The 26,127-nt window shown below is 71.4% G+C and carries 24 protein-coding genes; 13 read left to right on the plus strand and 11 right to left on the minus strand.

Annotation, left to right across the window (positions count from 1 at the left end; genetic code table 11):
* From ABD211_RS30920 to ABD211_RS30940, 5 genes are all read right to left on the minus strand, one after another.
* Nucleotides 1-427 (minus strand): hypothetical protein (locus ABD211_RS30920; protein WP_344139498.1); only part of this gene is annotated, 427 nt, incomplete at its 3' end.
* Entirely contained in the window at nt 427-720 is a 294-nt protein-coding gene (locus ABD211_RS30925) for a hypothetical protein (RefSeq protein ID WP_344139502.1), read from the minus strand. The genes ABD211_RS30925 and ABD211_RS30920, both read right to left, overlap by 1 nt.
* Before the next feature lie 85 nt (nt 721-805).
* Nucleotides 806-3,262, minus strand: a complete 2,457-nt coding sequence (locus ABD211_RS30930) for a transglutaminase TgpA family protein (protein ID WP_344139505.1) — start codon at nt 3,260-3,262, stop codon at nt 806-808.
* Nucleotides 3,259-4,569, minus strand: a complete 1,311-nt coding sequence (locus ABD211_RS30935) for a DUF58 domain-containing protein (protein WP_344139508.1) — start codon at nt 4,567-4,569, stop codon at nt 3,259-3,261. Before ABD211_RS30935 ends, ABD211_RS30930 begins: the two co-directional genes overlap by 4 nt.
* Nucleotide 4,570: 1 nt before the next feature.
* Nucleotides 4,571-5,620: an AAA family ATPase gene (locus ABD211_RS30940; protein ID WP_344139566.1), complete on the minus strand. Its 1,050-nt coding sequence runs from the start codon at nt 5,618-5,620 to the stop codon at nt 4,571-4,573.
* Between the two features lie 417 nt (nt 5,621-6,037).
* On the opposite strand from ABD211_RS30940, the gene leuS reads away from it, so the two are divergent.
* The gene (gene leuS / locus ABD211_RS30945) at nt 6,038-8,860 is read left to right on the plus strand and encodes a leucine--tRNA ligase (RefSeq protein WP_344139511.1); all 2,823 of its coding nucleotides are present in this window, start codon (nt 6,038-6,040) and stop codon (nt 8,858-8,860) included.
* 3 nt (nt 8,861-8,863) lie between these two features.
* Here the strand turns inward: leuS and ABD211_RS30950 are convergent, their stop codons facing one another.
* Entirely contained in the window at nt 8,864-9,424 is a 561-nt protein-coding gene (locus ABD211_RS30950; protein WP_344139514.1) for a DUF6036 family nucleotidyltransferase, read from the minus strand.
* The gene (locus tag ABD211_RS30955) at nt 9,424-9,909 is read right to left on the minus strand and encodes a helix-turn-helix domain-containing protein (protein ID WP_344139517.1); all 486 of its coding nucleotides are present in this window, start codon (nt 9,907-9,909) and stop codon (nt 9,424-9,426) included. The genes ABD211_RS30950 and ABD211_RS30955 overlap by 1 nt, the downstream gene beginning before the upstream one ends.
* Before the next feature lie 116 nt (nt 9,910-10,025).
* Between ABD211_RS30955 and ABD211_RS30960 the strand changes: the two genes are divergently transcribed.
* The 7 genes from ABD211_RS30960 (at nt 10,026) to ABD211_RS30990 (ending at nt 19,218) form a co-directional block, all read left to right on the plus strand.
* Nucleotides 10,026-10,841, plus strand: a complete 816-nt coding sequence (locus ABD211_RS30960; protein ID WP_344139520.1) for a transglutaminase-like domain-containing protein — start codon at nt 10,026-10,028, stop codon at nt 10,839-10,841.
* Complete coding sequence (locus ABD211_RS30965; protein ID WP_344139523.1) at nt 10,838-11,737, plus strand: transglutaminase-like domain-containing protein; 900 nt, start codon at nt 10,838-10,840, stop codon at nt 11,735-11,737. Before ABD211_RS30960 ends, ABD211_RS30965 begins: the two co-directional genes overlap by 4 nt.
* 475 nt (nt 11,738-12,212) lie before the next feature.
* Entirely contained in the window at nt 12,213-13,460 is a 1,248-nt protein-coding gene (locus ABD211_RS30970) for a glycosyltransferase (protein WP_344139526.1), read from the plus strand.
* A 218-nt stretch (nt 13,461-13,678) separates the two neighbouring features.
* Entirely contained in the window at nt 13,679-15,391 is a 1,713-nt protein-coding gene (locus ABD211_RS30975; RefSeq protein ID WP_344139529.1) for a glycosyltransferase family 39 protein, read from the plus strand.
* Between the two features lie 23 nt (nt 15,392-15,414).
* Complete coding sequence (locus ABD211_RS30980; protein ID WP_344139532.1) at nt 15,415-16,554, plus strand: glycosyltransferase; 1,140 nt, start codon at nt 15,415-15,417, stop codon at nt 16,552-16,554.
* Nucleotides 16,551-18,629: a galactose oxidase early set domain-containing protein gene (locus ABD211_RS30985; RefSeq protein WP_344139535.1), complete on the plus strand. Its 2,079-nt coding sequence runs from the start codon at nt 16,551-16,553 to the stop codon at nt 18,627-18,629. The genes ABD211_RS30980 and ABD211_RS30985 overlap by 4 nt, the downstream gene beginning before the upstream one ends.
* Nucleotides 18,630-18,699: 70 nt before the next feature.
* On the plus strand, nt 18,700-19,218 hold the full coding sequence (locus tag ABD211_RS30990) for a hypothetical protein (RefSeq protein WP_344139538.1): 519 nt from the start codon (nt 18,700-18,702) through the stop codon (nt 19,216-19,218).
* 286 nt (nt 19,219-19,504) lie between these two features.
* On the opposite strand, the gene ABD211_RS30995 is transcribed toward ABD211_RS30990, so the two are convergent.
* Together ABD211_RS30995 and ABD211_RS31000 are read right to left on the minus strand one after the other, a co-directional pair.
* The gene (locus ABD211_RS30995; RefSeq protein WP_344139541.1) at nt 19,505-20,146 is read right to left on the minus strand and encodes a nitroreductase family protein; all 642 of its coding nucleotides are present in this window, start codon (nt 20,144-20,146) and stop codon (nt 19,505-19,507) included.
* 307 nt (nt 20,147-20,453) lie between these two features.
* Nucleotides 20,454-20,651 carry a hypothetical protein gene (locus tag ABD211_RS31000; RefSeq protein ID WP_344139542.1) on the minus strand — a complete coding sequence of 66 codons (198 nt, stop codon included), beginning with the start codon at nt 20,649-20,651 and terminating at the stop codon, nt 20,454-20,456.
* 360 nt (nt 20,652-21,011) lie between these two features.
* Here ABD211_RS31000 and ABD211_RS31005 point away from each other — a divergent pair, with 360 nt between their 5' ends.
* The gene (locus tag ABD211_RS31005) at nt 21,012-21,317 is read left to right on the plus strand and encodes an STAS domain-containing protein (protein WP_344139544.1); all 306 of its coding nucleotides are present in this window, start codon (nt 21,012-21,014) and stop codon (nt 21,315-21,317) included.
* The gene (locus ABD211_RS31010) at nt 21,314-21,700 is read left to right on the plus strand and encodes an ATP-binding protein (RefSeq protein ID WP_344139547.1); all 387 of its coding nucleotides are present in this window, start codon (nt 21,314-21,316) and stop codon (nt 21,698-21,700) included. Before ABD211_RS31005 ends, ABD211_RS31010 begins: the two co-directional genes overlap by 4 nt.
* Here ABD211_RS31010 and ABD211_RS31015 read toward each other — a convergent pair.
* Nucleotides 21,690-23,204, minus strand: a complete 1,515-nt coding sequence (locus ABD211_RS31015) for a PP2C family protein-serine/threonine phosphatase (protein WP_344139550.1) — start codon at nt 23,202-23,204, stop codon at nt 21,690-21,692. The genes ABD211_RS31010 and ABD211_RS31015 overlap by 11 nt on opposite strands.
* 147 nt (nt 23,205-23,351) lie before the next feature.
* Here ABD211_RS31015 and ABD211_RS31020 point away from each other — a divergent pair, with 147 nt between their 5' ends.
* The 3 genes from ABD211_RS31020 to ABD211_RS31030 all read left to right on the plus strand — a co-directional run bounded on the left by ABD211_RS31020 (nt 23,352) and on the right by ABD211_RS31030 (nt 25,490).
* On the plus strand, nt 23,352-24,404 hold the full coding sequence (locus tag ABD211_RS31020) for a hypothetical protein (protein WP_344139553.1): 1,053 nt from the start codon (nt 23,352-23,354) through the stop codon (nt 24,402-24,404).
* 55 nt (nt 24,405-24,459) lie between these two features.
* The gene (ung, locus tag ABD211_RS31025; protein WP_344139556.1) at nt 24,460-25,134 is read left to right on the plus strand and encodes a uracil-DNA glycosylase; all 675 of its coding nucleotides are present in this window, start codon (nt 24,460-24,462) and stop codon (nt 25,132-25,134) included.
* Nucleotides 25,135-25,310: 176 nt separating this feature from the next.
* Nucleotides 25,311-25,490, plus strand: a complete 180-nt coding sequence (locus ABD211_RS31030; protein WP_344139559.1) for a PIN domain-containing protein — start codon at nt 25,311-25,313, stop codon at nt 25,488-25,490.
* On the opposite strand, the gene ABD211_RS31035 is transcribed toward ABD211_RS31030, so the two are convergent.
* The coding region (locus ABD211_RS31035) for a TVP38/TMEM64 family protein (RefSeq protein WP_344139563.1) at nt 25,474-26,127 on the minus strand (654 nt) is incomplete at its 5' end. The genes ABD211_RS31030 and ABD211_RS31035 overlap by 17 nt on opposite strands.

Here is a 26,127-nt window from a genome sequence, read left to right on the forward strand (position 1 = left end):
CGCGCAGCACGGCGTCGCGCCGCCACACGACGGCCGACACAGCCCTGGCCAGCGACTCGTTCTGCGGCCCGGCCGGCGGCCGCACCGTGCCGTCCGCGTCGACGCGCAGGCCGAGCTGACGCGCGGTGTCCTCGACGGCGGCCGCGGATCCGCGCAATGTGGACAGTTCGGTGGCGTGTTCGTCGAGGGCCTGGGCGACCGCGAGCACCGAGGCGTAGCCCGCGCGCAGCCGCGCGAGCTGGTCGGACAGCCGCGCCGTCGCGCCGGCCGCGGCCCCGCCCGTCCACACCTGGGGCAGCCGCGTCACCTCTTTCGCCAGCGTCGACGCGCGGGTCTCCAGGTCGCGGGCGACGCCGTCCCAGGCGATCGACGCCGACCGCCACCGCGTCGGATCGTCGCGCAGCAGCGCCGCCCAGCCGACCCCCATCAGCGGCCGTAGCCGGCGTACACGCGGCAGCGGGCCGCCTCGTCGGCCGCCCGGTACGCCGCGGCCGCGCTGACCATGTTGTCGCCCGTCTCCGTGATGTCCGAGCCCAGCTCGCTGACGGCGTCGTGCCACGTCCGCGCCGCGTCGGCCAGCGCGGCGCCCGCCGCCCAGCCCGCGCCCACGTCGGCGGGCCGCAACCGGTCCTCGGCGACGGTGACCGCCGCGCCGCACGCGGCGACGGCCAGGCCCGACTCGCGCAGTTCCCACGGATGGACGTCGAACGGCTGCGTCATGGCCATCGAAGATACCGAACGTCCGCCCCGGTCGGGGACCGTCGCGTCCCGGCCGGGTCACGGCGACCCGGCCGGGATCACGCGGTCAGCGGCGGCCGGTGAGCAGCCGGCGCGGGCTCAGCCGGGCGGTGAGCCGGTCGCGCCACCGGCCCGTACGGGCGACGGTCGCGCCGCTCACGCTCAACCACCGCAGGCGCCACCGCAGCAGCGTGGAGCGGGGCATGAACGTGGCGCTGAGGCGCTCCCACCGGGTGGCCCGGGCGGCGAAGGCCTGCCGCGCCCCGCGGACGGCGTCGTCGAGCCCGTCCGGGACGAGCGGCCGGCGGGCGTACCGGGCGAACTCCTCGCTGCGGGCCAGCTTGCCGACCGCGCGCTCGCCGTCCGTGCCCGTGCCGGTGAGGTCGACCAGGCGACCGGCCGTGGCGCGCGGGGTCTCCGTCGGATCGACGGGGACGGCGAAGTCGGTCATGGTGTCCAGCAGTTCGGCCCACGCCTCGTGGGCGTCGCGCCGGGCCTGGGCGACCCCCTCGGCGTCGGTGGCGGACAGCGTGTCGCTGACCCCCGCCCCGCCCGCGTCCGTCGCCACCTCCAGGGCGATGACCTGTTGGTGCCGCGCGCGCCTGCGGCGGCGCAGCGCCTCCCGGCCGATCGCGGGGGCGGCCAGGACCGCGATGACGAGCACGACACCGACGATCGTCAGCCACGCCCACAGCGGTAGCCCGGCGTCGCCGCCGCCCGCCCCGCCGGACCCCTCGGGGTTCCCGGCGTTCGGGTCGGTCGGCCCGGGGCTCGCCGTCGCCGTGGCCCGGGGCCCGGTGTCCGGACCCTCCGTCGCGCCCGGCCTGATGGGGCTGGCGAGGTCCGGGGCCCAGGTGTTGGTCACCGAACCGCGCACGCCCACCGTCGGCGTCGCGTCGAAGGGCACCCAGCCGATGTTCGGGAAGTACACCTCGGTCCACGCGTGCAGGTTGAAGTTCGTCAGCGTGGACTGGCCGTTGACCGGGTTGCTGCCGCGGGTGAAGCCGAACGCGACCCGCGCCGGGTGCCCGGCGGCCCGCACGAGCCAGGCCAGGGCCGCCGCGTACTGGACGCAGAAGCCCTGCTTGCCCTCGAGGAAGTCGACGATCGCGTTGCCGCTGTCGCCCTTGGGCGCGTTCAGCGAGTACGTGAAGCCGTTCTCGGGCGCGAAGTGGCCGTAGAGCGCGCGCACCTCGTCGTACTCGGTGTCCTTGCCGGCGGTGAGGCGCTTGACCAGGTTGTCGATCTCCGGAACGGGCGGCACCTGGGTGAGCTTGCGCTGCTCCTCCGTGAGGAAGGTGCCGGCACGGCGCAGCGCGGCCGGGGTGTAGGCGAGGCGCGCGTAGGTGACGGTGTACGTGCGCCGGACGGTGGTCTGCTGCTTGGAGCTGACAAGGTCGAACCGGCTGTCCCAGCCCCACGTGCGGTCCAGGCCCTCGATGCCCAGCGGCTGCAGGTAGATGGGCGCCAGGTGCATGTCGAAGTCGAGCATCTCCAGCTTGGCCGTGTACTTCTCGGCCGTGACGCCCTCGACGGTCTCCAGTTCGGTGTCCGGGTCGGCGGGCAGCGCCCCCGTCCCGGACGTGTTCCGGCTGGCGAAACCGTCGTTGCCGGCCTGGTCCGCGACCCCGAAGCGCAGGTAGTAGGGCGCCGGGTCGTTCGTGGTCACCCGGACCATGTTGTACGGCCGGTCGCGCTGCAGGGACCCGGTGAGCATCGCGGACAGGTCGACCGTGCCGCCGCTGCCCGGCCCGGTGCCCGGGCCGTTGCCCACCCCGCCGGTGTTGGGCCGCAGCTGGTCGAGGAACCCGGTGGTCAGGCCGGGCATGGCGACGGGCAGCAGGACGGCGATGACGATGCCGACCACGCCGAGCCGGCGGCCCGCGGCGGCGAGCGGCGACGGCTCCCAGACGTCGATGTCGCGGCCCTCGCCCGTGAACCGTCGGCCGAAGCGGCGCACCCGGTCGACGCTGTCGGTGATGAGCAGCCACAGGAAGCCGGCCGCCCCGAACGCGAACTGGACGACGGAGACGCTCGTGGTGAGCACGGCGACGGGCACGGAGTAGATCGCGAGCAGGGCGAGCCCGGCCAGCGCCGGCCGGCGCAGGCCCACCGCGCAGAGGTCGACGATGATCGCCACGCCGCCGACGCCGAGCGTGACGATCATCAGCAGGCCGTCGAGGTCCGGCACGGGCGCCGCCTCGTGCTGGATGGCCGCGCCGGCCTCGCCGAGCAGCTCGCCGAAGTGCCGGAACGTGTCGGGGCCCGGGATGAGCCCCAGGAACTCGCCGCCGGTGGGGAAGTAGAGCGTCAGGATGATGGTCAGTGCGGTGATCATGAGCAGAACCTGCGCCCACAGCGGGACCCGCAGGCTGCGGGCGAGCATCGCGGTGCCGACGACGACGATGACGGCGCCGGTGGAGTAGAAGAACCAGCTCCACGTCGCGAAGACGCTGAACAGGCTCATCGAGCCGAGCAGGGTGACGATGCCGCCGATGACGGCGACGTGGTGGCGCGCGTTCACCGGCTCTCACCGCCCACCGGGGTCGTGACGCGGGCGACCGTCTCGGCCATCGTCGCCCGCAGCGCGAAACCCTGGGTGCCCCGGGCGGCCTGCGGCCACAGCGCGGCGAGCGAGGCGCCGTGGTTGACGCCGATGAGGCGCCACCCGCCGCGCAGCAGCGTCACGGCCGCCGCGTCGTGCGCGGTGTCGGGCTGCTGGCCGGGCGCGGGCCGCCAGGTCGACGCGTCGATGAGCAGGCCCAGGCAGTTGGTGCCGGAGACGCGCAGGTTGCTGAGCAGCTCGGCCTCGGCGACGCTGAGCTGGCCGAGGACGGCGATGATCATGCCGCCGTCGGAGCGTCGGCGGATCCGTTCGATGAGGCTCGCGATGTCGTGCGCGGCCGAGGTCGTCGCCTCGGCCAGGCCGTCGAGGATGACGCCCTCGCCGGCCCGCTCGGACGCGTCGATGTCCAGCCCGCCGCCGGTGACCAGGCGCACCTTGTACCCGTTGCGGCGCAGGTGCAGCGCGATGCTGGCGGCGCCCGACACGGCCCACTCGAAGCTGGCGGTCGGCCCGTCCCCGCGGTGGCCCTGCTTGCGGCTGTCGAGCACGATCGTGGCCCGGCTGTCCCAGGGCTGCTCCTCGCGGCGGACCATGAGCTCGCCGACGCGCGCGGTGGAGCGCCAGTGCACCCGGCGCAGGTCGTCGCCGTCGCGGTACTCCCGGGTGGCGACGTCGTCCTCACCGTGCACGGCGACCGACCGGGCCCGGCTGTCGCCGCTGCCGGCGAACTCGCCCGCGAGGCGCACGTTCGGCAGGTCGACGGTCTGCGGCACGACGGTCAGCCGGCCGACGGTGGAGAACGCGCGGGTCAGCTCGCACAGCCCGAACGGGTCGGTGACCCGCACGGCCAGCGGCCCGACGTCGAAGCGGCCGCGCACCTCGGCCCGGACCGTGTACGCCACCGTCGAGGCGCCCTGCCCGGACAGCCGCTCCAGCACCAGCCGCGGGCGGCTGCCCAGCGCGTACGGGAGGCGGTCCTCCAGCATGAGGGTGCCGGTGGGCAGCCGGGACAGGTTGGTCAGCCGCAGCATGATCCGCGACGGCGAGCCGACCGGCACCCGGACCGGCTCGATCCAGCGCGTGCAGGAGAGCCGGAACCGGGTCTGTCCCACGTAGGCCGCCGCGAGCAGCGGCAGCGCGGCGAGCAGGACCGCCACCCGCAGCAGGTCCTTCTCGCCGAGAATGATCGCCGAGAGGCCGGCCGCCACCGCCGCGGCCAGGAACGACCGCCCCCGGGTGGTCAGGCCGCGCAGGGCGGTGCGCACCTCAGCGCCTCCGCCCGTCGGTGTCGAAGCGGGCCTCAACGGGGCTGCGCGGGGTCAGCGAGGGGCGCGGGCGCTCCACGGGCAGCGGCAGGCGGTGCAGGATGTCGGCCAGGATGGCGTCCGAGGTGCGCCGGGCCAGCTGCGCCTCGGCGGTCGGGATGATCCGGTGCGCGAGCACGGGCACCGCCAGCGACTGCAGGTCGTCGGGGAGCACGTAGTCGCGCCCGTCGAGCGCGGCGACGGCCCGCGACGTGCGCAGCAGCTGCAGGGTGGCCCGGGGCGAGGCGCCCAGGCGCAGGTCGGTCGACTCGCGGGTCGCGGTCACCAGGTCCACGGCGTACTGCTTGACGGACGCGGCCACGTGGATGTCGCGCACCGTGGCGATCATGCGGCGGACGGTGACGGCGTCGGTCACCGGACGCAGGTCGTCGAGCGGGTCGTGGCCACCGTGGTGGTCCAGCATGGCCAGCTCGGCCTGCTGGTCGGGGTACCCGACGGCGATGCGGGCGGTGAACCGGTCGCGCTGGGCCTCGGGCAGCGGGTACGTGCCCTCCATCTCGATCGGGTTCTGCGTCGCCACGACCATGAACGGCGTGTGCACGAAGTAGGTGACGCCGTCGACCGTGACGTGCCGCTCCTCCATGCACTCCAGCAGGGCTGACTGCGTCTTCGGCGAGGCGCGGTTGATCTCGTCGCCGACCACCAGGTTGGCGAAGACCGCGCCCGGCTTGAACTCGAAGTCGCGGGTCTCCTGGTTGTAGACGCTCACGCCCGTGACGTCACTGGGCAGCAGGTCCGGGGTGAACTGGATGCGGCGGACCGAGCAGTCGATCGAGCGGGCGAGCGCCTTGGCGAGCTTGGTCTTGCCCACGCCGGGCACGTCCTCGATGAGCAGGTGGCCCTCGGCGAGCAGCACGGCCAGGGCGAGCCGCACCGTGGCCGTCTTGCCCTCGATCACCTGCTCGATGTTCCTCACGATCGAACCGGCCTGGCGGCCGAACTCCTCGGGGCTCAACGCCTCGCCGAGCTCATCCCCCGTGCGCTGCGGAATCGTCACCGGCGTCTCCTCCTCGTCGACCACGCCACGTGATTACGACGCACGGGCGCGTAGATCGGTTCGCGGCGGGTTTGACGCCCGTGGCCAGGGGCGTGCCGAACCGCGAAGACCCCCGCATCCTTACAGGTTAGCCACGCTCCGTGGGTACCCGCCGAGCACGAATGTCCGGTCGGCGCCGGACGAATGACCATATCGCCGGAGAAATTTAGCGGCGTTCTGGTATGGCGTCGGATGCGGTGGAGACGCGCTTCGGACACGGGGTACACTGCGGGCATGGCCGGGACATTCCTGCTTCTTATCGAGCCGTGCTGACCACGATCAACGTCGGCACGGCCACCCCTCCTGCGTGAGGGGCTTTTTTATGCCCAGCCCCGGCTCATGATGGATCTAGACGAGGATAGGAAGCAGACGATGACGCTGGACGCCGAGATCCCCGCCCACCGCTACACCGCCGCGAAGGCGAACGAGATCGAGTCGCGCTGGCAGGCCCGGTGGGCCGCCGACGGCACGTTCCACGCCCCGAACCCGACGGGCGACCTGGCCGATCCCGACCACCCCCGCGCGGGCGCGCCGCCGCTGTTCGTGCTGGACATGTTCCCCTACCCGTCCGGCGCCGGCCTGCACGTCGGCCACCCGCTGGGCTTCATCGGCACCGACTGTTTCGCCCGCTTCCAGCGGATGGCGGGGCGCAACGTGCTGCACACGATGGGCTTCGACGCCTTCGGCCTGCCCGCCGAGCAGTACGCGGTGCAGACGGGTCAGCACCCGCGGGTGACCACCGAGGCCAACATCGAGCGCTACCGCGAGCAGTTGCGCATGATCGGCCTGGGGCACGACCCGCGCCGCTCGATCGCCACGATCGACGTGGCCTACTACCGCTGGACCCAATGGATCTTCCTGCAGATCTTCAATTCGTGGTACGACGTCCAGGCGGACAAGGCGCGACCGATCGCCGAGCTGATCGCCGCCTACGAGTCGGGGCAGCGCGCGACGCCCGACGGCCGGGCCTGGGCGCACCTGTCCGCGGTCGAGCGCCGGAAGATCATTAACGACCACCGCCTGGCGTACGTGTCCGAGGCGCCCGTGAACTGGTGCCCCGGCCTGGGCACGGTGCTGTCCAACGAGGAGGTCACCGCCGACGGCCGGTCGGAGCGGGGCAACTTCCCGGTCTTCAAGCGCAACCTGAAGCAGTGGATGATGCGCATCACCGCGTACGGCGACCGCCTGCTGGACGACCTGGACCTGCTGGACTGGCCGGAGCCGATCAAGCTGCAGCAGCGCAACTGGATCGGCCGCTCCACGGGCGCGCACATCGACTTCCCGACCGGCGCCGGCCCGATCCGCGTCTTCACCACCCGGCCGGACACCATCTTCGGCGCCACGTACATGGTGCTGGCCCCCGAGCACGAGCTGGTCGACGCGCTGATCCCCAACGTCTGGCCGGCCGGCACGAAGGACGCCTGGACGGGCGGGCACGCCACGCCGGGCGAGGCCGTCTCGGCGTACCGCCGCTTCGCCGCCACCAGGTCCGATGTGGAGCGGCAGGCGGACGCCAAGGAGAAGACCGGCGTGTTCGTCGGCGCGTTCGCCACCAACCCGGTCAACGGCGCCCCGGTCCCCGTCTTCATCGCCGACTACGTGCTGGCCGGCTACGGCACCGGCGCGATCATGGCGGTGCCCGGCCAGGACGAGCGCGACTGGGAGTTCGCCGAGGTCTACGACCTGCCGATCATCCGCACGGTGCAGCCGACCGAGGGCTTCGACGGCAAGGCGTTCACCGGCGACGGCCCGGCGATCAACAGCGCCAACGCCGAGGTGTCGCTGGACGGCCTGGGCGTCACCGAGGCCAAGGCGCGGATCATCGCCTGGCTGGAGGAGAACGAGCACGGCCGGGGCGCCATCACGTTCCGCCTGCGCGACTGGCTGTTCAGCCGCCAGCGGTACTGGGGCGAGCCGTTCCCGATCGTCTACGACGACAGCGGCCTGCCGATCGCGCTGCCCGAGTCGATGCTGCCGGTCGAGCTGCCCGAGGTCGACGACTTCTCGCCGCGCACCTTCGCCCCCGACGACGCCGACAGCTCGCCCGAGACCCCGCTGTCGCGCCGCAAGGACTGGGTCGAGGTCGAGCTGGACCTGGGCGACGGCCCGAGGACGTACATCCGCGAGACCAACACGATGCCCAACTGGGCCGGCTCGTGCTGGTACGAGCTGCGCTACCTGGACCCGACCAACGCGACGCACCTGGCCGACCCGGCCATCGAGCGCTACTGGATGGGCCCCGACGGCGACATCGGCGGCGTCGACCTGTACGTCGGCGGCGCCGAGCACGCCGTGCTGCACCTGCTGTACGCCCGCTTCTGGCACAAGGTCCTGTACGACCTGGGCCACGTCTCGTCCGTCGAGCCGTACCGGCGCCTGTTCAACCAGGGCATGATCCAGGCCCCGGCCTACACCGACGCCCGCGGCGTCTACGTCGAGGCGAGCGAGGTCGAGCAGGTCGGCGAGCAGTTCTTCTACCGGGGCGAGCCGGTCAACCGCGAGTTCGGCAAGATCGGCAAGTCGCTGAAGAACGTGGTCACCCCCGACGACATGTGCACGGAGTACGGCGCGGACACCTTCCGGGTGTACGAGATGTCGATGGGCCCGCTGGACGTGTCCCGCCCCTGGGACATCCGCGCGGTCGTCGGTTCGCAGCGCTTCCTGCAGCGGACCTGGCGCCTGATCGTCGACGAGCACACGGGCGCCTCGCGGGTCACCGACGACGCGATCGACGACGACACCAACAAGCTGCTGCACCGCACCATCGACGGCGTCCGCACCGACATGGCCGAGCTGCGCTTCAACACGGCCATCGCCAAGCTGATCGAGCTGACCAACCGGGCCACCGCGGTCGGTTCGGCGGGCACCCCACGTCCGTTGGCGGAGGCGCTGACGCTGATGGTCGCGCCGTTCGCCCCGCACCTGGCCGAGGAGCTGTGGCACCGCCTGGGCCACGACACCACGGTCACCTACGCCGACTTCCCGGTGGCGGATCCCGCGCAGCTGGTCGCGGAGACGGTGACCTACCCGGTGCAGGTCAACGGCAAGGTGCGCGGCCGCGTCGAGGTCGCCGCCGACGCGCCCGAGGACGCGGTCCGCGAGGCCGCCCTGGCCGAGGTCGCGCCCCACCTGGGCGGCAAGGACCCCCGCAAGGTCATCGTGGTGGCGGGCCGCATGGTGAGCATCGTCGCGTAGGTCTCATTCTTGGACCGGATCGGGTGTTATGGCACCCGATCCGGTCCAGGATTTACCGGGCCGCGAGCCAGGCCAGTGCGCGTTGCGCGGCCGGGCGGTGCTGCTCCGGAACGGTGGATAGGCGCTCTGTGATGACCTCGGCGTTGACCAGCCCGGCATCGAGCAGAGCGGCCACGAAGTTCTGATCCTTCTCCCGCAGGGCGCAGAGCTTGGCGACGCACAGATCGCCGTGTTCCCGTTCTGGATCCTGATCAGGCGATCGCGCCAGCCGTCCGGGAGGACGGCGGTCGTCGCGTCGACCCCGTCGATGTTGAACCCGTGCTGCTCCGCGAACGGCGACCATTCGCCGGCCACGCCCTCGATCAGGTCGGCAAGACGTGCGACCTCCTCGTCATCATCGACGAGAGGCAGTATGTCGATTTCCACGGACATCGTGGCCTCGGCGGGGAGTTCATCCTCTGCGAGGGAGCCGAGGATCGACTGCGAACCGATCACCGCGACGGCGTCCTGGCCGATGATCTGACACGCCGTGCGTATCGCGTGCTCGAGCTGATCCCTGCGCATCAGCTCGCCCGCCGCAGCACTTCGGCGCGCTCTTCCTGCGACAACAGGCCGCCCAGCGGCGAGACCTCACGCATCTGTACGGAGTCCGTGTCGAGGCCTGTCATCACGCATCGTAGGCCCGACAGGTCGGCGTCCTCGATCAGGTGCTGCCACCGGTCCAGGTTCCGCACGTGTGGCTGCCCGCGCACGGTCGTCCGCAGCCGGTCCAGGTTCCGCATGACGATCGGACTCCACTGGCGCAGCGCGTCCGGCGTCAGGTGTGTCGCAAGCTGACGATGCAGCAGCCAGGAGCGGTTGGGCGATCGACCCAGCTCCTGTTTGACGGCTCGCCGGACCACTTCCAGTCGATAGCCCATGCAGGAGAGCAGGCGATTGAGCATGTCGTCGCTGAGGTGACCCCGCCCGGACAGGAACTGGCTGATGCTCGGCTGGCGGACACCACTGATCCGCGACAGTTCGGACTGGCTGGTGCCGGTCTCCAGCATGGCCTCCCGCAGCACCTCGCTCCGATCAGTCATGCGGCCACTATAGCAGTAATGACTATAAGACTGCGGGGTCGCCGGTTTACCTCGTGCTAACACGCGTCACACACCATGGACTGATGGAGCGGCGCGCGGTGCGGATCGGGTGTGAGTTCGTCCATGAGGCCGGCGTACCGACGTCGACGGTGTTCCAGGTCCAGCCGCGCGACGAGGCGCCGGTCACGCTCGCGCGGCAGGAGTGGGCGACCGACCCGGAGATCGTGACCCGGCGCTACGTCGACCACTACGGCAACCCGTGCCTGCGGGCCGTGCTGCCGGTCGGGCGCTCGGTGCTGCGCTACGACGCGCTGGCACTCGTCCCGGACAGCACCGAGGACGTCGACGTCGACGCTCCCGAACTGCCGCCCGAACAGCTGCCCGACGACGTGCTGCTCTACACCCTGCCGAGCCGTTACTGCCTGCCCGACGTGCTCGGCGACGTGGCCTGGCGCGAGTTCGGCACCCACCCGCCGGGCTACCGGCGCGTACAGGCAATCATTGATCATTTGCATGAACGGGTGACGTTCCGCTACGGCAGCAGCACGAGCGTCAGCACCGCCGCCGACGTGTACGAGGCCGGGTTCGGCGTGTGCCGCGACTTCGCCCACCTCGCCATCTCCTTCTGCCGCGCGCTGAACATCCCGGCCCGCTACGTGTTCGGCTATCTGCCCGACATGGACGTGCCGCCGGACCCGGCGCCGATGGACTTCGCCGCGTGGATGGAGGTGTGGCTCGGCGACCGGTGGTGGACGTTCGACCCGCGCAACAACGCCGCCCGCAAGGGGCGCATCCTGATCGGGCGCGGCCGCGACGCCTCGGACGTGGCGATGGCGACGACGTTCGGTGCCCCGCGCCTGGAGTCCATGGTGGTCTGGGCCGACGAGGAGACCACTTGACGGAGGAGCTCTGCCCGCTGTTGGACGCCCCGATCCTGGACCACACGACGCTCGACCTGGCCGCCGCCGACCGGCTCACGTTCCGGCTGCGCCAGACGTTCCGGTACACGTACGTCACGCCGATCGAGGCGCTGCGCCACCAGTTGGTGATCGTGCCGCCGGAACGGCACGGCGAGGTCTACCTGCGCGGGGCGCGCGTCGCGGTCGCGGGTGCCCGCGCGAGGCGACGCACGGTCCGCGACGCGATGGGGAACACGGTTGTACGGTTCAGCGTCGCCCACGTCGAGGAGTTCGTGGAGTTCCAGCTCCACGCGATCCTGGAACGGGTGCGCGGCGCGGGTCCCGTGCTGCTGCGCGCGTCGGCGCTCACCGACCCGCGCCACCTCGACCCGAGCCCGCTCACGGAGCCCGACGACGCGCTGCTCCGCCTCGCCGAGAACGCCCGCGCCCACGGGACGGACCCGATGGTCATCGCCGAGTGGCTGTGCGCCGCGACCTACCGGCGGTTGCGTTACGAGTTCGGCATCACCACCGTGGAGACGACGGCGGCCGAGGCGCTCGCCGGCGGTCGGGGCGTGTGCCAGGACTTCGCGCACATCATGGTGTCGGCCTGCCGGGCGGCCGGCGTGCCGGCCCGCTACGTGTCGGGTCACCTGCTCAGCCAGGGCGGTACGCACGCCTGGGTGGAGGTCATCGTGGCGCACCCGGACGGGGCGGAGGCGGTGGCGTTCGACCCGTGTCACGGCCGGCGGGCGGACGCGAGCTACGTGACGGTGGCGACGGGCCGGGACTACGCCGACGTGGCCCCGACGTCGGGCACCTACGCCCGGGGCGGGCCGGGGGAGCTGACCGCCTACCGCGAGCTGGGCCTGATCGCGCTGCGCGAGGTCGCCTGACGGCGCCCGGCATGACAAGATCCGCCGGTGGAAGCGGACGAGGTAGCGGCGCTGTCCGCGCAGGCGTTGGACTGCTCACGCGGTCGAAGGTCTGCTCGACCGCCCCGAGGGAGACCCGGCCCACGGGGCCCGACTGGTGGTCGTCGATCTCAGCGCGAAGATCGCTACTGAATAGAATCATCAGACGTTTCACGCGTGACACCAACATGTGAATGCCATGGGTCGTACGCGCTTATTCTGATTTCGTTAACGTCTTATATCGATCCTGTCATTCACTCATGTACGCGTTCGTTTTTGCCCGATTTCCGGGCGCCCTTCAGTCTTGTTCTCGACAGGTGATTCGCCCGGCCAGTTAATTTCCTGTGGCGCGCCTTGACGATTCCCTTGCCAATTCCGTCTCATGGCAATCGCGAGTGCCATCTGGCCTCATTGCTTGGGGAAGGGGAGGGCAATGCCTGCCGTCATGCTCGCTGCCATGTCCGTGCTCTTATTCGCTTTCGCGGCGATGACGCTGTGGTGGAGCATGCACGCCTGGCGTACGCCGGAGACCCTGGCCGCCACCCGGTTCGCCGCGCCGGACGGCACCCAGGACCTGAAGTTCTCGCTGCTGGTCCCCGCCCGGCACGAGGAGGAGGTGCTGGAGCACACGGTCGCCCGGCTGATGACCTCCACCCACCGCGACTTCGAGATCCTGATCATCGTGGGGCACGACGACCCGGGCACCGCCGCGGTCGCGGAGCGGATCGCGGCCACGGATCCCGCCCGGATCCGCGTCATCACCGACACGAACGTGCCCAAGAACAAGCCGAAGGCCCTCAACACCGCGCTGCCGTTCTGCAACGGCGACGTGGTCGGCGTCTTCGACGCGGAGGACCAGGTGCACCCCGACCTGCTCGCCCACGTCGACAGCGCGTTCCGGGCCACCAGCGCCGACGTGGTGCAGGGCGGCGTCCAGCTGATCAACTTCCACTCCAGCTGGTACAGCCTGCACAACTGCCTGGAGTACTTCTTCTGGTTCCGCAGTCGGCTGCACCTGCACGCCCGCAAGGGGTTCATCCCGCTGGGCGGCAACACGGTCTTCGTGCGCACCGCGGTGCTGCGCGAGGCGGGCGGGTGGGACGGCACCTGCCTCGCCGAGGACTGCGACCTGGGCGTCCGGCTGTCGTGCGTGGGGGCCAAGGTCGTCGTGGCGTACGAGTCGGCGATCGTCACCAAGGAGGAGACGCCCGACTCGCTCATGAGCCTGCTCAAGCAGCGCACGCGCTGGAACCAGGGCTTCCTGCAGGTGCTGCGCAAGCGCGACTGGAAGCGACTGCCGACGATGCGTCAGCGGATGCTCGCGCGTTATACGTTGACCGGCCCGTTCGTGCAAGCCTTCTCCGCCGTCGCTATTCCGATCGGACTGTATATCGGCCTGGCAATGGACGTGCCGGTGAATGTTGCGTTGCTCACATTCGCTCCCGTGGTGCCGATGGTCGCCACGTTGATGTTCCAGATAGTCGGGCTGCGCGACTTTGGCAAGCAATACCAGTTGCGTATTCGGCCGCTGCATTACACCCGGCTCATTCTCGGCGCATTCCCGTACGCGCTCGTGCTGTCGCTGGCCGCGGCGCGCGCGGTGTGGCGGGAGTGGACCGGGAAGAACAACTGGGAGCTCACCCGGCACGTCGGCGCGCACCTGCCCCAGGGCAGCGAGCCCGTCCTCGAGGGCGCGGCGGCATGACCGAGCGGAGCGAGGGCATCATCAGCTCAGGTGAAAGTCATGGCGACGCCTCGCGGAGCGAGGTGGCGGCATGACCGAGCGGAGCGAGGGCATCATCAGCTCAGGTGAAAGTCATGGCGACGCCTCGCGGAGCGAGGTGGCGGCATGACCGAGCGGAGCGAGGGCATCATCAGCTCAGGTGAAAGTCATGGCGACGCCTCGCGGAGCGAGGTGGCGGCATGACGACTGTCGCGGAGCCGCCCGGCATCCACGCCCCTCCGGACGAGGCGGAGACACCGACCCCCGGCGCGTCGGGAACGCCGACCCCCGGCGCGCCGGGGACCCCACCGCGCCGCGTGGCGGCGCTCGTCCGCCGCACACCGGCGCTCGTCCGCCGCACGCCGGACCTGCTGCGGCGGCTGGGCGCGATCCGGATGCCGCGCTGGCGACCGTCGCGGGACATGCTGGTCATCGCCGCCCTGCTCGTCGTCGTGGGCTGCGTCTACCTGCCCAACATAGGCGGGTTCCCCGGCGCCAGCGACGACGAGGGCACCTACCTCGCCCAGGCGTGGGCCTCCCAGCAGGGCCTGGGCCTGGCCCACTACACGTACTGGTACGACCATCCGCCGCTCGGCTGGCTGCAGCTGGCCGCGATCTCCTGGCTGCCGGCGGCCATCGACCCCGGCGGCCTCGCCGTGGCCGTGGGCCGCTACGCCATGGTGCCCGTGGTCGCCGCTATCCTCGCGCTGACCTACGTGCTGACCCGCCGGCTCGGCTTCGCCCGCCCGACGGCGGCCGCGGCCCTGCTGCTGCTCGGCCTGTCCCCGCTGACGGTCACCCTGTACCGGCAGCTGTTCCTGGACACCTTCGCGATCGCGTGGATCCTCGCGGCGCTCGTGCTGGCACTGTCGCCGCGCAAGCACCTGTGGCATCACGTCGCGGCGGGCGCGGCGGCCGCCGTGGCCGTGCTGTCCAAGGAGACGATGCTGGTCGCCCTGCCGGCCGTGGCGGTCGCGCTGTGGCAAGGCACGGTGCGCGGCCTGCGCGCGTACTCACTCGTGGGAGCCACCGCGGGCCTCGCGCTCGTCGGTGTCTTCTTTCCCCTGTACGCCCTACTCAAGGGCGAGCTGTTCCCCGGCCCGGACCACGTGTCGCTGATCGGCGCGTGGCAGTTCCAGTTGCAGAACCGCACCGGGTCGGGCAGCGTGTTCGAGCTCGGTTCGTCGGCGAACAAGCTCGTCGGGTCGTGGGTGTTCTACGACTGGGTGCTGCCCATGGCAGGCGCGGTGGGCGTCATCGCGGGGCTGTTCATCCGACGGCTGCGCGCCCCGGCCCTGGCCGCCGCGCTCCTCGCCGGGATGGCGCTGCGGCCAGGCGGCTACCTGCCGGCCATGTACATCATCGGGCTGCTGCCGTTCTTCGCGATCACGGCGGTCGGCCTCGTCGACGTCGCGGCCCGCCGGATGCTCGCCGTCGACCCGGTGCGCCACGGCCGCTGGTACCGGGGCAACGTGGCGATGCTCGTGGCCGCCGCGGTCACCGCCGTGGTCCTGATCGCGCCGACCTGGGCGACCGGCATCGAGCGGGCGGTGACCGCCAAGGACAACGCCCGGTACGTCGCGGCCGCCGGCTGGCTGCGCGAACACCGGCCGGTCGAGCCCGGCGCCCGCATCGTGCTCGACGACGTGCTGTGGCTCGACGCGGTCAACGCGGGCTTCGAGCGCGAGCGCGTCATCTGGTTCTACAAGCTCGACCTGGACACCGCGGTCACGGCGACGCTGCCGCGCGGCTGGCGCAGCGTCGACTACGTCATCTCGTCCCCGGCCATGCGCGCCGATCCGAACATCCTGCCCAACGTCGCCGCCGTGCTGACCCACTCCCAGGTGGTCGTCACGTTCGGCTCCGGTGACGATCGCATCGAGATCCGACGAGTCGACCAGGAGGCGCAATGACCGCAGTGGCGCAGCGTGAAGGGGTGGGTGCTCCCACAACCGGCGTCCATCCGCCGCATATCTCCGTCGTCGTGCCCACCTACAACGAGCGGGACAACATCGACGAGCTGCTCGCCCGCCTCGTCGCGGCCGTCCCGGCCGAGACCGAACTGATCTTCGTGGACGACAGCTCGGACGACACGGTCGAGGCGATCCACGCCGCGGCCGAGCGCCTGGACGTCGCCGTCACCGTGCACCACCGGCCGGAGGCGGTCGGCGGCCTGGGCGGCGCGGTGGTCGAGGGCCTGCGCCGGGCGCAGGGCACCTGGGTCGTCGTGATGGACGCCGACCTGCAACATCCGCCCGACCTGGTCCCGCAACTCGTGGCCGCCGGCGACGACGCGGACGCCGACCTCGTCGTCGCGAGCCGCTACGTCGACGGCGGCAACCGCGACGGCCTGGCCAACGCCTACCGCCGCGTGGTGTCCCAGGGCTCCACCCTGCTCGCGAAGTCGATGTTCGGGCGCACCCTCGCGGGCGTCACCGACCCGATGAGCGGCTTCTTCGCCGTGCGTGCCACGAGCCTCGACGCGGCCACGCTGCGCCCGCTCGGGTACAAGATCCTGCTGGAGCTCATGGTCCGCACGAAGCCGCGCCGGATCGTGGAGGTGCCGTTCGCGTTCGGCTCGCGGTTCGCGGGGGAGTCCAAGTCCAGCCTCAAGGAGGGCCTGCGGTTCCTGCGCCACCTCGCCATCCTGCGGTTGGGCAAGAGTCAACTGCGGATGCTCGGGTACGCCGCTGTCGGCGTGTCCGGCGTGCTGCCCAACCTGGTGACGTTGCAGGTGCTCACCGCCGTGTTCGGGGTGCACTACCTGACCGCCGCGGTCATCGCCAACCAGGTCGCGATCGGCTGGAACTTCGTCCTCACCGATAAGTTGATCTTCCGGAGCCGCAGGCAACGCAGTCTGCTCGCCCGGCTCGGCCAGTTCGCCGTGCTCGGCAACGTCGACCTGGTGGCCCGCATCCCGCTCCTCGCGCTGCTCGTCGGCGAACTGGGCCTGGGCTACCTGAGCGGCACCGCCGTCACCCTGCTGGTCATGTTCGCGATCCGGTTCTTCGTGCTCGACCGGCTCGTGTACGTCCGCACGTCCAAGCCTTCGCCCTCGGTGTGGGAGACGCCATGACACGAAGCCCAACAAGACGCTGGGAACGCGCGACGCGGCGCATCCTGGTCCTCACGCTGCTCATCACGGCCGCCATGCCGGCGTCGACAGCCTTTGCCGACGCGGATCTGCTCGTCAACGGGGATCTGGAAGTTGTCGACGACGGGTTTCCCGTCTGTTGGGAGAAGTCCGGCTGGGGTGGCAACGACGTCACCTGGGCGTTGTCCACGAACGCGCACAGCGGCACCACCGCCATGTCGGTCACCGTCGCGAACCGGATCGAGGGTGACCGCAAGGCGATGATGCTGGAGTCGCCGTCGTGCGCGCCCAACGTCACGCCGGGCCACCAGTACGACCTGTCGGTCTGGTACACCACGACGACACCGGACACCGTCATGACGATGTTCCGCCACGACGTGGCCAACGGCTGGCAGTACTGGACAGACCTGGCCTCCCTGGCCGTGACCGGCACGTACACGAAGAAGACCGTGCGGACGCCGCCCGTGCCGCCCGGCACCGACCAGATCACCTGGGGCGTCACCATCTACGGCGCCGGCACGCTGATCACCGACGACTACGCGATGGTCGACGCGACGCAGTCCACGCCGGGGACGGACTGCAGCGCCGGGGACGCGTGCACGAAGGGCGTGTGGCAGGTCATGCCGTTCGACGCGCCCGCCCGCGCGATGCACGCCGTGGTGCTCAAGAACGGCAACGTGCTGCTCATCGCCGGGTCCGGCAACGACACCGACCTGTTCGCGGCGGGGACGTTCAAGACCGCCCTCTATCAGCCGTACTCGGGAACGTTTGTGGAGATCCCGACGCCGGCGGACCTGTTCTGCGCCGGGCACGTGCAGCTCTCCGACGGCCGGGTGCTGGTGATGGGCGGCAACAAGGACTATCCCAGTGCCGACGGGACGGTGGGCTACAAGGGACTCAAGGACTCCTACATCTTTGATCCCGCCACCAACGCGTACACCCGCATCAACGACATGAACGCGGGGCACTGGTACCCGTCGGCGACCGTCCTCGGCAACGGCGACGTGCTGTCCCTCGGCGGCCTCGGCGAGGACTCGTCCGGCACCGTCGCCACGGAGTACTACAAGGCGTCGGAGAACCGGTGGCTCGCGCTGTGGGAGGCCAACCAGACCTGGCGGTTCTGGGGCCTGTACCCGTCGATGATCCTCATGCAGGACGGGCGGCTGTTCTACTCCGGCAGCCACGTCTTCGGCAACGGCCTGCCGGGCACCGGGGCGTCGATCTACGACTACGCCACCGGATCCGTCACGGACGTGCCCGGCCTGCAGAACAAGGATGTGCGCGACCAGTCGGCCAGCCTGCTCCTGCCGCCCGCGCAGGACCAGCGGGTCATGACCATCGGCGGCGGCAACATCGAGACCAACCCCGACGCCAACCGGTACACCGACATCATCGACCTCAAGGTGGCCAACCCGACCTACGTGGCCGGGCCGCTGCTGCCGCAGGGCACGCTGACCGGCGGCGTGCCGCAGACCGGCGCCCAGGGCAAGATGTACGTCTCGGCGGTCATCCTGCCCGACGGGAAGGTCTTCGAGACCGGCGGCGGCCTGCACAACCGGGCCGACCCGGTGTATGAGGCGTCCATGTTCGACCCGACGACGAACACGTTCACGGCGGGCATGGCGACCGACCCGATGCCGCGCACCTACCACTCGTCGGCGTTCCTGCTGCCCGACGGGCGGGTGATGGCGTTCGGCGACAACCCGGGCAACGGGACGTTCGCCACCCATGTGTCGATCTACAGCCCGCCGTACCTGTTCAAGGGCGGGCGGCCGCAGATCCGCACGCTGTCCAGCGCGGAGTGGGCGTACGGGTCCACCCAGACGATCACGGTGAGTGCACCGGTGACCCGGGCCATGCTCATCCGCCCGGCCGCCGTGACCCACTCGTCGGACCCGAACCAGCGCTCCATCGAGCTGCCGATGAGCGTGAGCGGGTCGACGGTCGGCCTCAACATGACGAGCAACCCCAACCTGGCCCCGCCGGGTTGGTACATGCTCTTCGTCCTCGGCGCCAACGGCGTCCCCTCGGTCGCGAAGTGGGTGCATGTCTCATGAGCGAGCGCAGCGAGCGAATCATCAGGCGCCGCAATACTCATGGCGGCGCCTCGCGAAGCGAGGTGACGTCATGAGCTGGCGTGATCGGGTGGTGTCAGTGGTGTACGGACTGGTCGCGCTGGCCGCTGTGGTGCTGGTGATCGTGCTGGTCGGAGCGGCGGGCAGTGCCAGGGGAGCGGGCGACCTGAACGCCGTCGCCGTGCCGGTGGGGGCCACGCTCGCCCCGACGCCCGTGCCGGCCGCCGGGGCGCCCGCGAAGGGCACCGCGGCCAAGCCGACCAGGTCGGCGCCGCCGAGCAGGCGGCCGGCGGAGGCAGGGCGGCCGAAGCCGTTCGTCCAGGGCTTCGCGACCGGCACCCGCAAGCCCCAGCCGCCGGTCCCGTCGCCGACGGCGAAGGTGACGCTGCCCGTCAGCCAGGACGGCTGCGACCACAACTACGGCGACAGGGACATCTGCGTCCCGGTCGTCTTCCCGCAGGGCGTCACGGACAAGTGCGGCTGGCTCCGCTCCCACGGCTACCCACCGCTGAAGGTGGTCGGCCGCGACGTCCAGCGCCTCGACCCCGACAAGGACGGCACCGCCTGCTGAACCATGGTGGTGAGGGCGCGTCGGTTGGCGCGCCCTCACCACCGTTCGCGACTTTCTCGAATCCACCCGCTAGGGCCGTGGTCAGTGGACATGACAACGACGTCGAAAATGGTGTCCAAGCGGTATGGAAGATATGGGTCGTGCGGGTCGGTTCCCAATGAGTTCGACAGCACCGCGGTCCTGATGCCGGCGGCACGTGCGGCGCGCGCTACGTGCAGAGCCCTATGCAATGCAGGTAGATTTGCCAGGCGACGCTGCCGATGTTGGTGACCGTGTCGTAGAACTCTCACCACCGGTCGCGGTGCATGACCTTCGCCAACGGCTCGCGCGGTGCCGGGTTGAACCCCACCCCCAGGGAGTACGCCGTGGGGATGAGCGCCCCCTGGTACACGTCGTCGGGCAGGCCGAGCAGCTCGGCCGCCTCCTTCTCGTAGCGCAGGTGCAGCGTCGTCCACGCCGTACCGAGCCCACGGGCGCGCGCGGCCAGCATGTAGCTCCACGCCGCCGGCAGCAGCGACCCCCACGTGCCGGCCTGGTTCCCGCCGCCCAGCCCGCCCGGCACCCGCAGGCACGGGATGACGAGCACGGGCACGTCCCCCATCCGCTCCGCCAGGTACGCCACGCTCTTGCCGACGCGCTCCTGCACCGGCCCGCGGACCGGGTCATCGGCGAACAGCTTGCCCGCCGCGCCCGGCGACTCCAGGTAGGCGGTGCACGAGCGCCGGTACAGCTCGCCGATCGCGCGCCGGATCTCCGGATCGGTGAGCACCAGCCAGTGCCACCGCTGGGTGTTCGACCCGCTGGGCGCCTGCAACGCCACGGTCAGGCACTCCTCGACGAGCTCGATCGGCACCGGCCGGGAAAGATCGAGCCGCCGCCGCACACTCCGCGTCGTGGTCAACAGCTCGTCAGGCGTCAACGGCAACACGCCCCGATCGTAGCCACCATCGTCCCTGGTCGCCGTGAGAACGAAGTGACATCCGTGCCGGCCCGCGTCACGTCGACGTGCTGGAGCGCCCGTCCGAGGGCCGCCTGTCGCCATGCGTACGGCGTCCGCGGCGAGCCGAGCCACGGTCGCCGGGTGTGGGCGAGTTCCCAGACCTCCACCTCCGCGGCGAGCGCGTCGACACCCTTGACCGCACCGGGCGCAGCGGTAGCGCCGGTTGCCGGCGCGGCTGACCGTCCACATCACCGCGCCGCAGCAGCGCAGCAGCCCACTGAGGTAGAACGGTCGGTCACTTCCGCTCCGTGAGAGCGGCGACACGGACGAGCACTGTCACCGTGCGGGTTTCGCGGCCGTCGGCCAGGAGCCGCGGGCCGTGCACGGACACCCACTCCAGGCGCGGATGGGCTGGCACCGGCACATCAACCCGTTCCGCGCGGTCATGGATGGCGTTCTGATCGACTGCTAGCGGCGTGATGGGCGAGTCCATCGGTAGGTAGCCTGTGAGTTTGTGGATCTTCGGGGAAAAGGGTCGTTGGAGCGACTGAAAATCCCGAAGATCCAAAATTCGTCAGGTGAGGTCGTTCCAGATCCGGATGGTGCCGTCCCAGCTGGCGGAAGCGAGCCGAACCCGCCGACGCCGAGCCGTTCGACCAGCTCGTAGCGACCGCCGAGGACCGCCCCCGCAGACATCACAGCCTCCACACGCGCCGCCGCCACGGGGCGCAGCGCATTGATCCTTGTCGCACCCGTCGCCCGGCGCAAGCGGAAGCTGTCTTTCCGACCGGAGGTTGATCGCCCGGTGGTGGCATGATGGCCGGATCAAACGTCGGGGCGGAGAGGCGGTGTCATGGTCCAGTTCGAGGCGCGCACGTCCACGAAGGCCGGGCGGGTCGTCGTCGCGCTCGCGGGGGAGTGTGACCTGGCCGCGCGTGACCAGCTCGTCGCCGCGTTGCGGGAGGCGCTCGACGCCGGCAGCACCGTGACCGTCGACCTGAGCGGGCTGTCCTTCCTGGACTCCAGCGGCATCCACGAGCTGGTCAGCGCCCACCGGACGGCCACCCGCAACGGCGGCGCGCTGCACGTGACCGGGGCGTCCGGTGTCGTGGCCCAGGTTCTCGACCTGACCGGCGTGGCGGGGTTGTTGCGGCCATGAGCGACCCATTCCCCGGCGGGGACACGATGTGGTATTCGGCGGCGGCCGACCTGAGCGCCGTGCGCCTGTTCGTCCGCGCCCGCGGGCTGGCGCTGGGTCTCGCGACCGGGCAGGCCGACCTGCTGACCCTGGCGGTGAGCGAGCTGGCCACGAACACGCTGCTGCACACGGCCGGCGGCGGGCAGGTGCGGGTCTGGGCCGACGCGGGCGACGTCGTGTGCGACGTGGTCGACTCGGGCGGGGTCCGGCCGCTCGACGTCGCCATGCCGGCCGCCGACGCGACCGGCGGGCGTGGCCTCGCCATCGTCGGGCTGGTCTGCGACGACGTCACGACCCACCCGGTCCCCGCCGGCACGCTGGTGCGGCTGCGCCTCAACCGCTGAGCACACGCACCGCGAGTGTGCAGGTGTCGTCGTCCGGGCTGGGGTAGCCGAGCAGGTCGCCGAGGCGGACCAGGTCCGGCGCCACCGTCGCCAGGGTGTGCCGGACGTCGTCCACAAGCCACCGGTCGCGCCGCTCGACCAGCCCGTCGGTGTAGAGCAGGACGACGTCGTCGGGGCGCAGCCGCCGGCTCACCACCGGGTACGTCGCGTCGCCGTCGGCGCCCAGCAGGATCCCGTCGACCCGGCCCAGCTCGTCGGCCCGCCCGGACCGGGCGAGCAGCGGCGCGGGGTGACCGGCCCGCGCCCAGCGCAGGCTGCCCGACCGGGGGTCGAAGACGCCGATGACGGCCGTGCCGGTCACGCCGAGCTGCACGCAGAGCCGGTTCATCTGGGCCAGCAGCGCGCCGGGGTGGCGCATCCCGGCGGACAGCCACGCGATCAGCCCGAACCGCAGGTGCGCCATGCCGGTCGCGGCGTCCAGGCCGTGGCCGGCGACGTCGCCCACGGCGAGGATTACGCGGCCGTCGGCCAGAGTCTCGGCGTGGTACCAGTCGCCGCCCACCCGGGTCGCGCTCTCCGCCGGCAGGTAGCTCACGATGGCCTGCAGCCCGGCCAGCGCGAACGGCTCGCGGGGCACCGGTTGGATGAGGTTCTGCAGCTGCCCGGCCAGCCGGTGCTCGGCGAGCGCCGTCACCTCGCGCGAGCGCAGGGTCTCGCTGAGCCGCTCGATCGCGGTGCGCGAGTCCTCCCGCGCCGTCACGTCCTGCACCACGGCGTAGACCTTCAACGGCGTGCCGTCGGAGTCGCGCGCCACGTCGGAGATGATCCGCAGGTACTTGACCCGGCCGCCGAGCGCGAAGCGCACCGTCACGTCGGAGGTGGCGCCGCTGTCCATCGTCTGCCAGGCCGCCTCGGCCAGCCCGCGGTCCTCCGGCAGGATCGCCGCGTTCTGCTCGGCGCGGGACGCGGGGCCCAGGTCCGGGTCGCGCGCAAAGATCCGGTACATGCCCGGCGACCAGTCACTGCGACCCGCGATCAGGTCGTACTCGGCCCAGCCGAGGCTGCCCAGGGTCTCCGTGCGGTCCAGGCGGCGCTGGTCCTCGTCCACCCGCTGCCACCACACCAACAACCCATCGAGTACGCGCTGGACGCTCACGGTGAACTGCGCCTCGGACACGACGCCGGTGCGCTGCTCCCGGTACCGGAAGTCGGACAGTTCGGCGGGCTCCCCGTCGGCGAGCACCTTCTGGTAGACCTGCCACAGCGGGCCGTCGACCATGCTCGGGTACAGGCGGCTCAGGTAGGCGTCCACCCGCTGGGTGCCGGGGCGGCCGTACACGTCGCGACCGCTGGCGCTCGCCGCCGCGACCCGGAAGTCGACCACCTGCCCGGCCTCGTCCGTGACGGGCAGCAGCCAGGTGCAGCCGGCAGGGATGACCGACAGGATCTCCTGCACGATGGCCGCCCGCCGGTCCGCCGACGTCGCGGTGGACTCACCCGACATGCGAGCAGCGTAGCGGTCCGGCCGATCCGCCGGTGGTGCCCTGTTGGCCCGGTCGGCGGACGCCCCCGGTCGTGCCCGGGGCTAGTATCGCGGGCGTCCCAGGGACATCGACGGTGATCGTGACCGGTGCGCGCGGGGGAGAGCACAGTGGACAGATTTCTGCGGCGTCTGGCGCTCGTACTCCTGGTAGTGGTTCCCCTTGCCGGCTGTGGGGGCAGCGGGGGGCCGGTCGCCGTGTGGGCCACGGCCGGCCCGACGGCCAGCGCCACCGCGGGGGCGACGGTCGTGCCCACGACGGCGGCTCCCGGGCCGGACGCGTCGTTCACCCTCGCCACGCTCGGCGAGCAGAAGCTGATGCCGCTCGACTGGGGCGTGGACGAGTGTCCGACGGCGGAGCTGCGGTTCCGTAAGGGAAAGGCGACCTTCGGCGGGTACACCGTGACGATCAGGCAGGCGATCGCGACGGACGTGGACGGGGACGGGCGGCGCGAGACCGTCGCGCTGTTCGCCTGCCGGGCCAAGGGGTCGTGCGCCGTCACGTCGCAGGTGTCGGTGGTCGACCGGGAGGCGTCCGGCAAGGTCGTCGTGCGGCTGCAGGTCGTGTCCATGGAGTACAAGCTCCAGGCGATCCCGCAGATCCGGGTGCCGCGCGCCGGGGTGGTCGACGCCCGGGTCGCCGAGTACGACGCGTGCGAGCCGTCCGGCGTGCAGCGGTTCCAGTGGCGCAGCTACGCGTTCGTGAGCGCCGGCTTCCCCTACAAGGCGTTCAACCAGTCGGCCGGGCCGACCGAGTTCCCGCCCAACCCGCTGGCGATCGACCTCGGGATCAGCCTGACCGAGGGCAAGGGCGGCGCGATGAAGGCGACCATCCGCAACGCCAGCACCTTCACCGCCACCCGGATCTGGGTGGCCGTGTTCGTCCGCGACGCCCGCACCATCTCCGCCGGCTCCGGGCTGCACAGCTGCACGGGCGGACCGGCGCTGGACAACCCCAGGCACTACGTGCTGTGGTGCCGGACGTCCGACATCAAGGCCGGAAAGTCGCTCACCGTGTCGCTCAAGGCCAGCCTCCGCTCCGGCGACGGCGACACGATCATCACGGTGGGCCGCCACCCGGCCGGGCCGGTGCCGTGGTCGACGAAGGCCCGGTCCTACCCGGACCCGGTGTCGGGCAACAACTCGAATCTCGGCTTCGGCTGACGTTCATTCCTACGGCGGGCGCGGGAATGTCGGTGCGGGCCGCTAACGTGTCCGCGTGACCTCCGATCTGCTTGAGCTGCTGCCCGCGCCGTGGCGCGAGGCGATGACGCCCTTCCTCGACCAGGCCGTGGTGGCGGAGCTGGCCGCCTTCGTCGACAAGGAATACGCGAACGAGACCGTCTACCCGCCCCGGGAGGACCTGTTCGCGGCCTTCCGGCTGTGCTCGCCGGCCGACACCCGCGTGCTGATCCTCGGGCAGGACCCCTACCACAAGGCGGGCCAGGCGCACGGGCTGAGCTTCAGCGTCCGCAAGGGCGTCTCGGTGCCGCCGTCGCTGCGCAACGTCTACAAGGAGCTCCACGACGACCTCGGCGTCGTCCCGCCCAAGCACGGCGACCTCACGGCGTGGGCCGAGTCGGGCGTGCTCCTGCTCAACGCGGTGCTCACCGTCCGCGAGGCCAAGCCGGGCTCGCACGCGAACAAGGGCTGGGAGGAGTTCACCGACGCGGCCATCCGGGCGCTGAACGCGCGCGCGGAGCGGGTCGTCTTCCTGCTCTGGGGCGGTTACGCGCGCAAGAAGGCCGCGCTGGTCACCGCGCCGCAGCACGTCGTGCTGGAGGCCGGGCACCCCAGCCCGATGAACCCGAAGGGCTTCCTCGGCAGCCGCCCGTTCAGCGCCGCCAACGCGGCCCTCACCGAGGCCGGCCAACCCCCGCTCACCTGGGCCTGACGGTTGCTACCGCACGCTTCGGCGGGCACAAACCGCCAAGGATTCCGATCACCAGCGATGTTCGTGGCTCCTGGAGAACCATCCAGGTCCACTGCTGCTCCCGCAACCACTGTTGACTGAGCTCGGCCACATGCTGGCCGGTCGCGCGGGCGCACGAGCGGAGGCTGCCTTCCTACGTGACGTGGCAGGTGGCGGATCTGGTGGAAGGTTACGCCGATCCTCCGCTCGGCACTGCGGACGCTTTCGTGATCGCGATTGCCGAACGCCACGGGGCGGCGGCAATTGCCATGCTTGACCGTCGTCACTTCGGAGCGGTACGCCCGAAGCACACGGTCGCGTTTACTCTCCTGCCGTAGTGGGGGTTGACCGGGCCGCGCGGACGCGGCGGCGCCAGGCGGTGACCGCCGCGACCGTGAGCAGCAGGCTCGCCGCCATCGGCAGCAGCGTCACCGGGTCGAACGGGTTGTCGCTGACCACCGCCGCGCCGAGCAGGGCGTAGCTCACGCCGGCCGGCGGGGCGGCGATGACCGTCCCCAACAGGTAGTGCCGCCACGGCACGCCCGTCGCGCCGTAGAGGTAGCCGGCCAGCCCGAACGGGCCGATCGGCAGCGCGCGGATCGCCGCGATGCCGAGCGTGCGCTGCCCCGACACCCAGCGGTCCAGGCGGCGCAGCCGACCACCCGAGTGGCGCAGGAAGAACTCCCGCCCCAGCGACCGGCCCGCCGCCGCCGTCAGCACGGCCGCGATGAGCGCCGCGACGACCGCCACGATCGGCCCGGCGACGGGGCCCAGCAGCGCGCCGCACGCCATGGAGATCGGGGTGCGCGGGACGAGCCCCGCCAGCAGCACGATCACGAGCAGCCCGACGCCGAACCAGCCGAGCGCGCCCAGCTCCGCGATCGCCGCGGCCGCCTCGCGCACCGGCACGAACGTGGCGACCAGGGCCAGCGCCGCGACGCCGCCGACAAGGCCCGCGGCCCGCACGGCCGCGCC

The sequence above is a fragment of the Luedemannella flava genome (genome assembly GCF_039528515.1).
GTDB lineage: Bacteria > Actinomycetota > Actinomycetes > Mycobacteriales > Micromonosporaceae > Luedemannella > Luedemannella flava.

What these genes read in the sequence shown, in the direction of transcription:
- ABD211_RS31005 (WP_344139544.1), top strand. Translation starts at nt 21,012, where the DNA reads ATGGTCCAGTTCGAGGCGCGCACGTCCACGAAGGCCGGGCGGGTCGTC.
- ABD211_RS31000 (WP_344139542.1), bottom strand. Translation starts at nt 20,651, where the DNA reads ATGGACTCGCCCATCACGCCGCTAGCAGTCGATCAGAACGCCATCCAT.
- ABD211_RS30970 (WP_344139526.1), top strand. Translation starts at nt 12,213, where the DNA reads ATGTCCGTGCTCTTATTCGCTTTCGCGGCGATGACGCTGTGGTGGAGC.
- ABD211_RS31010 (WP_344139547.1), top strand. Translation starts at nt 21,314, where the DNA reads ATGAGCGACCCATTCCCCGGCGGGGACACGATGTGGTATTCGGCGGCG.
- ABD211_RS30955 (WP_344139517.1), bottom strand. Translation starts at nt 9,909, where the DNA reads ATGCTGGAGACCGGCACCAGCCAGTCCGAACTGTCGCGGATCAGTGGT.
- ABD211_RS30950 (WP_344139514.1), bottom strand. Translation starts at nt 9,424, where the DNA reads ATGCGCAGGGATCAGCTCGAGCACGCGATACGCACGGCGTGTCAGATC.
- ABD211_RS30985 (WP_344139535.1), top strand. Translation starts at nt 16,551, where the DNA reads ATGACACGAAGCCCAACAAGACGCTGGGAACGCGCGACGCGGCGCATC.
- ABD211_RS30960 (WP_344139520.1), top strand. Translation starts at nt 10,026, where the DNA reads ATGGAGCGGCGCGCGGTGCGGATCGGGTGTGAGTTCGTCCATGAGGCC.
- ABD211_RS30925 (WP_344139502.1), bottom strand. Translation starts at nt 720, where the DNA reads ATGACGCAGCCGTTCGACGTCCATCCGTGGGAACTGCGCGAGTCGGGC.
- ABD211_RS30975 (WP_344139529.1), top strand. Translation starts at nt 13,679, where the DNA reads ATGACGACTGTCGCGGAGCCGCCCGGCATCCACGCCCCTCCGGACGAG.
- leuS (WP_344139511.1), top strand. Translation starts at nt 6,038, where the DNA reads ATGACGCTGGACGCCGAGATCCCCGCCCACCGCTACACCGCCGCGAAG.
- ABD211_RS30990 (WP_344139538.1), top strand. Translation starts at nt 18,700, where the DNA reads ATGAGCTGGCGTGATCGGGTGGTGTCAGTGGTGTACGGACTGGTCGCG.
- ABD211_RS31015 (WP_344139550.1), bottom strand. Translation starts at nt 23,204, where the DNA reads ATGTCGGGTGAGTCCACCGCGACGTCGGCGGACCGGCGGGCGGCCATC.